This is a genomic window from Prochlorococcus marinus str. MIT 1013, from assembly GCF_027359395.1.
Lineage (GTDB): Bacteria > Cyanobacteriota > Cyanobacteriia > PCC-6307 > Cyanobiaceae > Prochlorococcus_B > Prochlorococcus_B marinus_E.
In genome coordinates this window covers 1,026,937-1,040,180 of record NZ_CP114778.1, presented here as the reverse complement: position 1 = coordinate 1,040,180, position 13,244 = coordinate 1,026,937, and the positions used below count along the sequence as shown (strand labels likewise).

Below are 13,244 nucleotides of genomic sequence, written 5' to 3'. Positions count from 1 at the left end.
TAAAAAAGCTTTCGTTTGAATGTTCTTTTCATATTGATTTAACAAGTAATAACCACGGTACTTTTTTGGCTTGAATAAGATTTATTGATGGATATTAGTCAAAGACTCATTATTGCATGGGCTACTCAGAGAGTGAATTACCTCGATGAGTTACAGAGGTATGAAGATAGTTATGCAGTTAGCCAAGAATTTTGTGAGTGGACAACATCATTCAATGTCTACCCTGAAGGACTGAAAGCTGCAACACTTCAAGTTCCAACCTTTAATTAGGAAAACCGTACCGGTTAATCAACTCAATAGCTAAGTTGACTAGCCAAAATATTTAATACGTTGTGTGGGTTGATCAATCACCTGCAAGTGCTTAAAAAGGTTTTGCAAAGCGCCTTTTTGACACCCAACTAGAGCTAGGGAAATTGTTTTGCATAGCAATTTCCCTCCCTCGCTAAGAAGTTAATCAAATTCATTCTAATGAGCCATCACAATGCCTCTTTAAATTTTTCGCACTCACCTAATAAACATAATGTTGCACTTAGTGAGAAATCTCTGCATGAAATACAAATGCAGCTCATGAATAAACAAGAACTAAGGCTTAGATACATACAGTTAATGAATGATGCACAAAAGATACTTGGTAGAGATGAGGCTATTGACTTGATCAAAGAATCTGAGGTGATCTGGAAAAAATTGAGTGCGTAAATAGTTTTTTTTAACTCTTGTTTTCCCAATAACTCTTCGCAGAGTCAATCATTTTGACTATCTCGCTATCAGGACAACCAGTTTGCTCTTGCAGCAATTTGCATTGAGAATTGATATCTCTCCAGATTTCTCTGATCTCGATAAATTGTTCATCAGTAAATTGGAAGTGACTCATGTTCCTTGATTTATTTGTCGATCAATAGATAGGAGGGATGCCAAAATCAGTAACTCTGATTCTATAAGTTACTTTTATTGGGAGTAGTTTATTCATAAATAGTTTCTATTCCTATCTGCTTTAAGTAGTTAACCGAACATTGAAACCTCACAGTTGGTAATTAGTTGATAGATCATTGATGAAAATCTAAAGCTGGCTATGAAAAAAATCATTCCTTACCTTCTGTTTTCGGCAACTACTCTACACACAGTTCTTGGTGTATCACCAGTTATGGCGATGGGTTGTAGCTCACACTTAGACAAAGCTGAGGTTGTCTGTGAAGAAGGAGATGCTGTTTGTGAGGAGAATATTTCTGCTTCAACAATCAACTAAAACAATGTCAAAGGATATTCCAGAATTTTATAGATCCATTTTAGAAGCTTCAGATCGAGGTGAATTATGGGGAATAAGTTCAGAACAAAGCCATTGGATTCAACTTGAATTTGATATTTATTCTTGTATGAATAGTTAAGACTCATTGCTTCTTGAATTCTATTCAAGAAGACCGAATCCACCTCAAACTTTCCTCTGCTGGCTTATTCTTTCTACCTTTACCAAGTATCTCCGTGGACTCATCAGCTCTATAATGAAAATAATGGTCTTGAATATATTTCATGCTCGTATCTGTGTGTCGAGTTAAGAATTTGACTCTTACTCCTCAAATAAGTTGATGATCTGAGGTGCATTCTTTCTCTTTCCGTAGTCAATATCTGTTAGCTCTTTTGCTCTTTCTCTAATATCCATTCTTTCGTACGTATCCATTAGCGTTTTTACGCTATGACCAGACACTCTCGCAAGCAGAAAAATATCTGTGCCTTTGAGTAAGTGGTCTTCAATAAATGTAGACCTCATGCTGTAAAGGGTGTACTTACGATCTGAGAATTTATGACCCTTTAGCTTCCCTTCAAGCATTAATCCATCAACAATCTTTCTCCAAGCTTGCCTGATTCTGGCTTGGCTTGGTTGCTTCATTTCGTTGTGAACCTGAGCAAAGACATAGTCATCTCCACGGATTACATACCCTGATGTCTTCAAGAATTTCATCCATCTTCTGAATTCGGTTCCAAGGTTGCATGGTATTTCTCTAGGCTGGGATGTTTTCTTTCTGATGGTTGAGATGTAAGCGATTAATCGTTCCTCTCTTCCTATGTGGCTAGGGTCAGCAATCCAATCTCCAGACTTCGGATCGTGGAGAGAAGGGATAACTTCAATACCCTCTTGCTCTAGGTCATATATCTCTTGCTCTGCCTTGGACTGGCTATATCTTCCAACATCTCTAATCTCGACATTCTTCCATTTAAGTTTGCAAATCTCTTCGGGTGACATACCTGTTTTCTTTGCAACTAATATCCAATGCCAGAACATTTCTCTAAACCAGATACTCTTTTTCTCAGACTTTCTTTGTGTATTAATGTTCTTATGAAATTGATTGCTCGTCGTCATTAGAGTTGGCTCGTAAGCCTGTTTCCTCCACAAATCCCTTGTGTAATCAAGGATGACTTTCCAGTCGTCTGGATTGATAGCAGGGTTAGCATCTTTATCTATTTGTCTGACTTCAATACGTGGTAAGAACTGACCATCAAGCCATAGATGAGCTGGAATATATTTGAATCTGACTAGGTAGCTTTTGATCCATTCACCTATGACTGCTAGTTCTCTGTGGATGACAATCCTTCTTTGAGTTTTCTGGAATCTGAATTCGATATATTCGTCAAATGTACCTGTTGATATCTGAGAGGTAAAGAATATTTTCTTGTACTTGAGATAGCTTTTGAGATGAAGAGCTGCATGGTATTTAGCTAAGTAACTGTTCTCTTCAAAGGTTCCAGCATCAACTCGTTTCTTCTGTCCAGCCAGCCAGTCATCTAAGGCTTTCTCTGTCGTCATCTTTGGTCGCTCTTTTTTTCTCTCTTCTCTGGCTAATCTTTCTTTTCTTCTTAGTAATTTCTCCTCTCTTTCAACCAATGAAAGTCCTTGAGTTGATTCAGTCGAGATCTTTTCTTTAGGGTTTGCATCTTTGGATAGATGGTGAGGATCTTCTTCTCTTAGTTGAATTGCAATATCCATGCACATGGAGACTGCTTCATCCATGGTGTTGGCATTGGGTATTAATTTATTTCGATACCTTTTCTGACCTGAGATCTTTTCCCTGTAGAAGTATTTGCCTACATTTGAATCTGACCAAGTAACAACCTCGCCTCTTCCATTAAGAACTTTCTTTTTATCTAGGAGCTTTGGCAAGGGGAATGTTAAATCTCCCCAAACGTATCATAAAAGTTAGAGTAAAGTTAGAGTAAGTATTGACGATTCCTTGAGATCTCTTTAAGCCACTAAACTTTAACTCTTCATTAGCCAATACGAGATATCTTTGTCTGACATGGATCTTGTCGAAAATGTGTGGTTTGGATAAAGTTTGGATAGCTCTTAGGCTAGGGATCCAAACCTCTTCCAAGATTACCTAACTTTTGAAACTAATAAAACTGATCTCTAGACATCGACTTATAAGTATTCAGATGGATTTAACTCGATGCCTCTCGGGCTGGAAATGATTAGGAGATCGTAGGTTTTGTATTCAAAATCCTGTCCAATCTGTGTCCAAAGATATGTGCTGAGCCCCATTCGCTGAGACAACTCAAGATTGATTCAAACTATGACTTGCTTTCCGTGGCTTCGCGTAACTGCTTGTACAACAGGTATGCAAGGATTGGACGCGGGTTTATAGTCGAGCTGATCCTCATGTTTAGTGGTCTTGATACCCCGTATGGGGTGCTTTTCGTCCTGCTTCTATAGATATAACCCTTCAGACATTTGTGTCGGATTTTCTGAGTCGCTTCTACTTTTTTAATTTTATTTTTTTTGAATTTTTAGAGGACTAGAGGATGGGTCACAAATCCATCCCACTAATCCAAAAGTAAATAACTCGTGCCTATCCATATCCATTCGGACTTAGGACAGTGCGACTTTTTTTATGTCTGATAGGAAGCTTTTAACGACATCACCTTTTGGTCTAGATATCATTCGTACTCAATGCCTATCTCTTTTAGGAAGGACTCATATTGATAAGTTGTCATTCCCTGAGCAGTAGCTCTGATTTGTCTTATGTCTCTGTCTGAGAGATTTGCATTGAACTTGAATGCTTCTCGTCTTTTCTTTTCTTCAGTAATCATTTCATTTTGAGTGTTTTACGTTTGACTCGGTTGGAGATACTGAGATCATGATTTCTAGTTCTGATCATGGGTTCACTTCCTGAGATCATCAGTTTGAGTGCATTATTCTTTGGTTTAAATGATGTTTTAGTCATTGCGTATTTTTAGATTTATGCGTTTTAAGAATTGAGTATCCATTCACTTAGCATTGCTCTCTCATATGCTTTGTTCTTTTTTCTCTGGTGTTCTCTGATTTGTATGTAAGCAGAGTTAGGAATCTTGCCAGTAGACCAAAAGCGGATATGCCTTGCTTTAGGCTCTGTCTCTTTATTTGGGTAGGGGTTCATTTTTTTTTGAAGGTACTGTCTCAAGTGGTTGCATAACCATGTGTCCAATAGATATGAGTTCATGCTCTGCTTCTTTTAGTATCTCTACGATTTCTTTTTCCCTCCAAACTTCTTTAGTGTTTAGTTGTTGTGCTAATGAGGCGATCTCTCTGGCTATCGATTCCTGAGTTGCTTCTTTAACTTCAAGAGACTCGATTGTAAGGATGTCTTGGTGATCGGAAATCCTATCTAACTCAGACAAAGGGTTATTTTCCCTGATTGTCTTAGGGGTGAATCTCCTAATTTCTTCGAATCTTCTAACTGGAACATCTATCCAGTTCTTGCCTGGTATGCCGCCGAACTCTGTTCCTATAAAGATAGTTTGAGCGCTTGATGATTCGGCTATGGCTTGTCTAATACCAGCTTCATTCATCCTTCCCAGTTCAGATAGATGAGAGACCGAGAGTTGCTCTGACCAACTACTTTGAGTTCTTAAAGATTATTTGAACTCTGCTGCTTTGATTATTTTGCTGGCATTCTTTTCTTTGAAACCAACTTTCTTGAGTATCTCAACAGTACTTTTTCTAAGTGCCTTCCCCATCCATCCATATTCGTCATCAGGGTGTCTGTGTTCTCGGCTTGAAAGTCTGTCTGATTCCTTATTAATAGCTTCTACTAATTCCAGACCTGCTTTGCTCGCACTTTTTTGAAGATCTGATGTCTTTATATAGAAATCTGATAATACATGAGCAGCTTCACTACTCATGTCTATCATTATTCGCTTTATGCTTGCTTTAAATCTTTGGTCTAAATCACCTTGTTTGTTTAAAGGGAGTAGAACGTTCTCTAGTTTATTGTTCATATAATTATTCCACACGTGTGGATAGTTGCTAACTATTTAAAGATGAGAGTGATGTGTAGATAGATAGTTTTATGAAGTATTCACTTGGATGTAAATGGAAGTTTCTCCAACCGTCTTAAACGGTTGGCGCCGCCTTATACATCCTGTGTTTCACCTTCTTTAGTTGTCTTTTCACTTTGGAGAGGTTTATGTATCCGCCGTTCTAATTGCGTCTAGCTAACAGGGTTGAAATTATAGGTATTACTTGAGATGCCTTACGTCTTCAGTTCCAAGGCTTCAACCAACCAAATCACGAGCTACTTCTTTCGATATTCGCAGTGACCCATTTCTTTATTCTCGATGCCAATCGAGGGTGAGGAAGTTTTAAATGCTTCTTTCTCTATAATATTGGCAAGTTCAGAGTCAATAGATAAGAGAAGCATTTGAGGCATTGTCGTAGTAAACTATTAAGAAGAAATTTTTAATAGATCTCGAGCAGCTAGAAAGGATATATCTATGTACGTTTTTTATTGTTTCTTTAACAGGAATAAAATATATGGAAAAATCAGATAAACAAGAACAAAGAAAGAACAAATTAGCAGATATAAAAATCTTCCCTGTGCCTTTTCTTTTAGAAGTAAACGAAGAAAATCTTACTATTAATACAAATACACCTACTAAACCTTCTAGAGAACAAATAATTAATCAAGCATTTCAATATCATTCACAGGGAAACATTTCAGAAGCAGCAAAATATTATCAATATTTCATCAATGAAGGATTCAATGATCACAGAGTTTTTTCCAATTATGGAACAATATTGGCAAATCTTGGAAACTTAGAAGAAGCAGAATTGTCATACCGCAAAGCAATTGAGCTAAATCCTGATTATGAAAAGGCACATTCCAATCTAGGAAGCATATTGAGCGATCTTGAAAACTTAGAAGAAGCAGAATTGTCCTATCGCAAAGCAATTGAACTTAAACCTGATCACGCAGAGGCACTTTACAATCTGGGAATCATATTGAAAGATCTTGGCAAATTAGAAGAAGCAGAATTGTCCTATTGCAAAGCAATTGGAATCAAACCTGATTTCGCAGAGGCGTATTCCAATTTGGGAGTCGTATTGAAAGATCTTGGAAAACTAAAAGAAGCAGAATTATCACAACGCAAAGCAATTGAACTGAATCCTGATTGCAATGAAGCATCTTGGAATCTTTCACATCTTGAACTACTTCAAGGCGACTATAGAAATGGTTTAGAAAACTATGAATTTAGATTTAAAATAAATAAACCTATTATTCCTCACGGTAAGACAAAAATAAAAAAAGTAACTAAGGAAAAACTACAAAAGGGAGAAAAGCTTTTAGTTGTTAGTGAGCAAGCTCCAGGAGATGTGATTTTTTATATGCGTTATTTGTTGCCTCTTAAACAACAAGGAATAGACCTTTCTTTTTGTGCTCCTGAAAAGCTACACAACTTGATTCAAGACTCAGGCATACACTCTAACCCTCTTTCCCCTGAGCAATGCAGTCTTGTAAAAGAAGGGAAATGGATCCCATTACTATCTTTACTTAAGTATTTCTCTGTGAACCCTCATAATCCTGTAATTAATACCCCATACATTTCATCAACAAAAACACTAAAAGAAAAATGGCGTAATATTCTCTTCAAAGAAAAAAGACCAATAGTTGGTGTTAATTGGCAAGGAAATCCAGAAATGGAAAAGATTTATCAAGGGCGATCAATTCCTTTAGAAATATTCTCAAAGCTTCTAGAAAAAAATGATATTCGATTGATTTCATTCCAAAAAGGTTTCGGCTCTGAGCAAATGGAGAAATGTTCATTTAAAGAACATTTTGTTAGTTGCCAAGATCAAATAGACAGCATATGGGATTATTCAGAAACATCGGCAATCGTAGAAAACTGTGATTTGATTATTACTAATGACTGCAGCCTGGGTCCTTTAGCTGCAGGAATGGGTAAGAAGGTTTGGTTATTACTAAGAGATGTACCTTTTTGGTATTGGGGGCTTACTGGAGACACTACATTTTGGTATCCCTCGATGAGGTTATTCCGACAAAAAAAACGACATGATTGGCAAGAAGTTATGGAGAGAGTATCCATCGCACTTAGCTCTTTCCAGGATGTAAAACATGATCTCATCTGATATTTCAGGTCTCTTTGTTGATGATTGTGGAGAGGACAAGTCAATGGAAGTAGCTTCTAATTAAACATATACGAAGACGACTCAAGCACGGCTGAGAGGTCTCCAGAACCCTTTGTAAGCCTTGGTAATTGCTCTGATGATACTTCCATCTCATCCGCCAAACGAGCCAATGGATCGCCTTTGCAAACTTGAACAAATCCATGTTTGATCCTTTCTTTTGCTTTGTCCATATCGTTAGGCAGAACCTTCAAACAATCATGTATTAAAGCTATTGGTTGATGCCAATCTTGGAAGGAAGACTTAAGGACGGCTGCGTCATAGCTATGTACGAATGATGGAGCAAGTGCTTTCTCTATTGCTTTGTAATCAGTTCTCTGTCCTTCTCCAGTCCCAATGCTGACTTTCCCTAAGTGTGTTGTTTTCACTTCTATGACATCGACTTTCTTTTTCTAGATATGGATTAGGTCGTTGTTGGGAGTAGTCCATATCGCCGCACTTGATCCATTACCTTTCGCTATCTTCCATAGCTTTTTAAGCCAAGTCAAAGTCTCGAATGCTATTGGAAATACTTGTCGACTTGCCTCTTCTAGAACTGTGGTGAGATATGGAATATGAGGAGTGTAGTTAATGGTTTCAGGAAATAAACCTCGTTTCTGAAAAAACTCTTTTATGTCGTATCGGTAAGTTTGTGTTGATGCTCCATATATCGCTTTCATAAGGATCTTTTTGCCTAGTTCTCTGTCATGTAAATGCTGTGCAAGCCATTCGGTTGCAGGGTCTTCAGAGACAATCCTTCTTGCAATTCTTAAGACCTCTTTGTAAGCATCTTGAGGCGGATCGTTTGGGTTGTCAGGTGGTAAGAAGTTAGTGAATTGCATCCCCTTTGGATCTCTCCTCATTCCACTTAAGAGTTGAAGACCTGATGCTGTTGAGTCGGCTCCTATTCCTACTTTCCATTCATTCGTTTCCCCAAGGAAACAAACTCGATTGAACTCTCGTGCAAGTTGTAAGAACTGCCAAGGTTCATCACAGTCTTGCCAAAGTTCTCTCATCTCGAGAGGGTCTTTCGTTATTACTTTTATGAGTTCTTTGTTGTCGTATGTCCAACGACTTCTCTCTTCATAAGAAACTTTGTTTCCACGGAATGCAGCTCCTACCGCTTGGGCTGCATTCTCTTCTCCTCTTTTGTTGAGTTTGCAGCCTTCTTTAAACCTGATGATTCCGCGTTCTAGATCGGATGATTGTGGATGAAGAAATGACTGTTGGCTATACATTCTTCCTCTTGCATCGCAGTTCCAAGGCTTCAACCAACCAAATCACGAGCTACTTCTTTTCGATGTTCGCAGTGACCCATTTCTTTATTCTCGATGCCAATCGAGTGCGAGATAGTTTAAATGCTTCTTTCACTATAATAATGGCGAGTTCAGAATCAATAAATAAAAGCAGCATTTGAAGCGTTGCAGTCGCAAAGTATTAAGAAGAAATATTTAATAGATCTTGATCACTTATAAAGGAAATATATATGTATGTATTTTATTGTTTCTTTAACTGTAGTAAAATATATGGAAAAATTAGACAAACAAGAACAAAGAAAGAATAACTTCACTGAAATAAAAACATTCCCAGTTCCATTCACTTTCACGAAAACGAAAGAGAATATTGCTCTTTCTACGAATGCTTCTTCAAAATATTCTAAAGAACAAATAATTAATCAAGCAATTCAATATCATCTACAAGGTAATATTAAAGAAGCTTCAAGGTATTATAAATATTGCCTTTCTCAAGGATATAAAGACACCAAAGTATTCTGTAATTATGGAATCATATTGAAAGATCTTGGTAAATTACAAGAAGCAGAAATCTCAACTCGCAAAGCAATTAAACTTAAGCCTGACTTCGCAGAAGCACATTCCAATCTGGGAAACATATTAATAGATCTTGGCAAGTTAGAAGAAGCAGAAACCTCCACGAGAAAAGCAATTGAGCTGAATCCTAATTACGCAGAAGCTCATTATAATCTGGGAAATATATTTAGCGATCTTGGCAAATTAAAAGAAGCAGAATTGTCATATTGCAAAGCAATTGAGCTGAATCCTAATTACGCAGAAGCGCATTATAATCTGGGAAATATATTGAAAGAACTTGGCAAATTAATAGAAGCAGAATTGTCATATTGCAAAGCAATTGAGCTGAATCCTAATTACGCAGAGGCGCATTACAATCTGGGAAATATATTGAAAGAACTTGGCAAATTAATAGAAGCAGAGTTATCACTACGCAAAGCAATTGAACTCAAACCTGATTTCGTAGAGGCTCATTTAAATCTAGGAAGCGTATTGAGTGATCTGGGTAAATCACAAGACGCAGAAGTATATACACGTAAAGCAATTGAACTTAAGCCTGAATTGGCAGAGGCTCATTTAAATCTTGGAAACATATTGAGAGATCTGGACAAATTAAAAGACGCAGAAATATCCACTCGCAAAGCAATTCAAATTAATCCTAAGTACGCAATGGCGCATTCTAACCTGGGATCAATATTGATGGATCTTGGCAAATCACAAGACGCAGAAATATCTACACGCAAAGCGATTGATCTTAAGCCTGATTTCGCTGATGCGTATTCCAACCTGGGAGCCATCTTGATGGATTTAGATAAATTAGAAGAAGCAAATCAAGCGTATCAAAAATCCTTAGAAATAGATCCCAAACAAATTCACCTAATTTCCAATATAATTTACACTTTATCCAGGCTTTGCATGTGGGATGAGATAGAAAAGTATTTACCTGATTTAAATAGAATAGGAATAGAGGGAAAGGCTATAGGTCCTTTAGCATTAATGTATATAGAGGACAACCCATTAAATCACTTAAAACGTGCAATTAAATATAATCAAGAACATAAAAGAGAAGAATTACCAAATATCAATCATAACAACAATAATAATAAAATTAAGATCGGTTACTTTTCAGCTGATTTCAGAAATCATCCATTAACTCATCTGCTACTAAGAACACTAGAATTACATGATAAATCTAAATTCGAGATCTATGCATATAGTCTATCTAATATGAAAGATGATTATACAATAAGAGTACAGAAAGCTGTTTCTGTTTTTAGAGAAATACATAATCTATCTGATCTTGATATCGTTAAACTTGCAAGAAATGATCAAATTGACATAGCATTAGATCTTAATGGTATAACAAAATATAGTAGGATTTCTATTTTCTCTTATCGAGTAGCACCTATTCAAATAAACTATCTTGGTTATGCTGGTTCACTTGGATCAGATTCCTATGATTATATTCTTGCTGATAAAGTAATAATTCCAGAGGAAAATAAGAAATTTTATACTGAAAAAGTATTACACCTTCCTAATAGCTCTTTTCCCCATGATAATACAAGGAAAATATCAGTTAACAAATTCAGCAGAGAACAATTAGGACTTCCACCAGATGGCTTCGTATTTACATGCTTTAATTCTATCCATAAAATAACTAGAAAAGAATTTAATATATGGCTCAGGTTATTACATAAAGTAGAAAGAAGTGTTTTATGGATAAAAAAACCACATCAGGCTGCAATGAATAACTTGTATGCTGAATTAACTCATCATGGCATAGATAAAGAAAGAATAATATTTGCTGAAAATATGGAATTAGATGATCATTTCTCAAGACATTCATGTGCTGATTTATTTCTTGATACTTTCAATTTTAATGCTGCAAATACAGCAAATTTCGCCTTGTCTTCTGATGTACCAGTTATAACTTTGCTAGGCAAGAGTTACAGTGCAAGAATAGCAGCAAGCATACTAAATGCTTGTAATCTCAATGAATTAGTTACAACGAGCTATTCAGAATATGAATCTTTAGCATATGAACTTGCAACTAATAAAGAAAAACTCAAAACAATTCGTGAAAAACTTAGAAATAAAAATAAATTATCATTTTTCGATTCTTCTAAATTTACTAATGAACTAGAAATTATGTATAGTAACCTTGTGAATAAATAGTAATAAAAACCAATGGAAGAACCTAGTGAAACAGATCAAGGGAAAAAGAAAGTCAATAAGTTTAAAGAATTACCACTACCATTTGCTTTAGAAGAAATCAAAGAAAATGTTACTCCTAACACCAATAATCAATCCAAACCTTCTCAAGAACAAAGAAAGAATCAAATCACTGAAATACAAACATTCCCCGTACCATTTGCTTTAGGTGAAATAAAAGAGAATATTTCTATTTCCACTAACATTCCTTCTAAACCTTCAAAAGAACAAATAATTAATCAAGCATTTAAATTTCATTCACAAGGAAAGATTTCAGAAGCAGCAAAATATTATCAATATTTCATTAATAAAGGTATTAAAGATCACAGGGTTTTTTCTAATTATGGAGTCATATTAAAAAATCTTGGCAAATTAGAAGAAGCAGAATTATCTCAACGCAAAGCAATTGAAATAAAACCTGATTACGCAGATGCGCATTACAATCTGGGAAATGTATTGAGAGATCTTGGCAAATTAAAAGAAGCAGAATTATTTCAACGCAAAGCAATTCAACTGAATCCTAACTTCGCAGAAGCATATTCCAATCTGGGAGGCATATTGAGCTATCTAGGTAAATTAAAAGAAGCAGAATTATCACTACGCAAAGCAATTGAAATAAAACCTGATTACGCAAAGGCTCATTCCAATCTTGGAATCATATTGAAAGATTTTGGTAAACTAGAAGAAGCAGTATTGTCATACCGCAAAGCAATTGAACTGAATCCTAATTTTACCGAAGCACATTTCAATCTTTCTCATACACTTCTACAATTAAAGTTTTTCAAAGAAGGGTGGGAAAAATATGAATGGAGATGGAAAAGAAGTAAAAATGTGAAGTTAAGATTAAAAACTAATAAACCACTATGGAATCCGGGGAAAAGAGGTTGTTTATTACTATGGGCAGAACAAGGGCTAGGTGATCAATTATATTTTTCAACATTAATACCAGACCTACAAGATAATGTAGATCGATTAATAATTAAACTTGATAGAAGATTAATACCTATTTTACAAAGGTCAATCGATCATGAAATAGGTTTCATTAGTAAAGAAGAAAATTTAGATGAGAAAGAATATGATTATCATCTTCCATTCGGTTCGTTAGCACAATATTTAAGAAAAACAGTAGAAAGTTTTATTTCATCAAAAAAAATTATTTTACTAGCTAATAAGGAAAAAACTAAAGAATATAGAAAAAGATTACTAAGAAGTGAACATAAAATACTTGTGGGAATTTCATGGACATCAAAAAGTAAAAGATATCCTGAAAGCTTAATCTCATTAGAAAAAATGATTTCAGGACTCTATTCTCCTGGTGTAAACTTTGTTAATCTTCAATATGGTGATGTAAAAGAAGAAATCAAAAATGTTAGAAAAAATTTAGGAGTAGAAATATTAGAGATAGAAGAACTTGATTGTTTTAATGACATTGATGGTTTAGCCTCCTTAATAACTGCCTGCGATCACATAGTCACTATTGATAATGTTACAGCAGCTCTTTCTGGAGCATTGGATATGAAAACTAAAGTTATTCTTCCAAAACACAGTCATTGGCCATATGGAGTAAAAGATATCCAAAGTTATTGGTTTTCATCTATGAAGATATTTAGACAAATCACAAGGAATGATTGGGCCTTTCCGCTGAGCGAAATTAAAAAAGAGATAATCAAAAAATAAAAACAATGCAATATCCAGCTGGAAAAAGTTTAAGCAAAACATCCAAATACCTTAAGAGGGATGTATCAGTTCTGGGTTTCTAAAAGTGAATAATAGGAGGATGTCCCTAAGCAGCTTCC

The 13,244-nt window shown here is 35.6% G+C and carries 13 protein-coding genes and 1 pseudogene; 7 read left to right on the top strand and 7 right to left on the bottom strand.

All coding sequences use genetic code 11. The features are described from left to right. Positions 1 to 87: 87 nt before the first annotated feature. The 4 genes from O5633_RS06325 to O5633_RS06310 all read left to right on the top strand — a co-directional run bounded on the left by O5633_RS06325 (position 88) and on the right by O5633_RS06310 (position 1,382). Positions 88 to 270 carry a hypothetical protein gene (locus O5633_RS06325; protein ID WP_269608794.1) on the top strand — a complete coding sequence of 61 codons (183 nt, stop codon included), beginning with the start codon at positions 88 to 90 and terminating at the stop codon, positions 268 to 270. 198 nt (positions 271 to 468) lie between these two features. Then, a complete protein-coding gene (locus O5633_RS06320) occupies positions 469 to 696 on the top strand; it encodes a hypothetical protein (RefSeq protein ID WP_269608793.1) in 228 nt (75 codons plus the stop codon). Positions 697 to 1,069: 373 nt separating this feature from the next. Then, positions 1,070 to 1,243 carry a hypothetical protein gene (locus tag O5633_RS06315; RefSeq protein ID WP_269608792.1) on the top strand — a complete coding sequence of 58 codons (174 nt, stop codon included), beginning with the start codon at positions 1,070 to 1,072 and terminating at the stop codon, positions 1,241 to 1,243. A 4-nt stretch (positions 1,244 to 1,247) separates the two neighbouring features. Beyond that, on the top strand, positions 1,248 to 1,382 hold the full coding sequence (locus O5633_RS06310) for a hypothetical protein (protein WP_269608791.1): 135 nt from the start codon (positions 1,248 to 1,250) through the stop codon (positions 1,380 to 1,382). 179 nt (positions 1,383 to 1,561) lie between these two features. Here the strand turns inward: O5633_RS06310 and O5633_RS06305 are convergent, their stop codons facing one another. The 6 genes from O5633_RS06305 to O5633_RS06280 form a co-directional block, all read right to left on the bottom strand. Further along, a complete protein-coding gene (locus tag O5633_RS06305) occupies positions 1,562 to 3,151 on the bottom strand; it encodes a hypothetical protein (protein ID WP_269608790.1) in 1,590 nt (529 codons plus the stop codon). Positions 3,152 to 3,924: 773 nt separating this feature from the next. Then, entirely contained in the window at positions 3,925 to 4,077 is a 153-nt protein-coding gene (locus O5633_RS06300; RefSeq protein ID WP_269608789.1) for a hypothetical protein, read from the bottom strand. 158 nt (positions 4,078 to 4,235) lie between these two features. Then, positions 4,236 to 4,403 (bottom strand): hypothetical protein, encoded by a 168-nt coding sequence (locus O5633_RS06295; protein WP_269608788.1) that lies wholly within the window; start codon positions 4,401 to 4,403, stop codon positions 4,236 to 4,238. Then, positions 4,384 to 4,815, bottom strand: coding sequence for a hypothetical protein (locus O5633_RS06290; RefSeq protein ID WP_269608787.1), 432 nt, complete (start codon positions 4,813 to 4,815; stop codon positions 4,384 to 4,386). Before O5633_RS06290 ends, O5633_RS06295 begins: the two co-directional genes overlap by 20 nt. Before the next feature lie 66 nt (positions 4,816 to 4,881). Further along, positions 4,882 to 5,244, bottom strand: a complete 363-nt coding sequence (locus tag O5633_RS06285; RefSeq protein WP_269608786.1) for a hypothetical protein — start codon at positions 5,242 to 5,244, stop codon at positions 4,882 to 4,884. 296 nt (positions 5,245 to 5,540) lie between these two features. Next, a complete protein-coding gene (locus O5633_RS06280; protein WP_269608785.1) occupies positions 5,541 to 5,675 on the bottom strand; it encodes a hypothetical protein in 135 nt (44 codons plus the stop codon). Positions 5,676 to 5,779: 104 nt separating this feature from the next. On the opposite strand from O5633_RS06280, the gene O5633_RS06275 reads away from it, so the two are divergent. Further along, positions 5,780 to 7,393: a tetratricopeptide repeat protein gene (locus O5633_RS06275; RefSeq protein ID WP_269608784.1), complete on the top strand. Its 1,614-nt coding sequence runs from the start codon at positions 5,780 to 5,782 to the stop codon at positions 7,391 to 7,393. A gap of 56 nt (positions 7,394 to 7,449) precedes the next feature. On the opposite strand, the pseudogene O5633_RS06270 reads toward O5633_RS06275, so the two are convergent. Then, positions 7,450 to 8,667: pseudogene (locus O5633_RS06270) on the bottom strand (DNA-directed RNA polymerase). Between the two features lie 288 nt (positions 8,668 to 8,955). Here O5633_RS06270 and O5633_RS06265 point away from each other — a divergent pair. Both O5633_RS06265 and O5633_RS06260 read left to right on the top strand, forming a co-directional pair. Next, positions 8,956 to 11,412 carry a tetratricopeptide repeat protein gene (locus O5633_RS06265; protein ID WP_269608783.1) on the top strand — a complete coding sequence of 819 codons (2,457 nt, stop codon included), beginning with the start codon at positions 8,956 to 8,958 and terminating at the stop codon, positions 11,410 to 11,412. 12 nt (positions 11,413 to 11,424) lie between these two features. Then, positions 11,425 to 13,125: a tetratricopeptide repeat protein gene (locus tag O5633_RS06260; RefSeq protein WP_269608782.1), complete on the top strand. Its 1,701-nt coding sequence runs from the start codon at positions 11,425 to 11,427 to the stop codon at positions 13,123 to 13,125. The last annotated feature ends 119 nt before the right edge of the window (positions 13,126 to 13,244 follow it).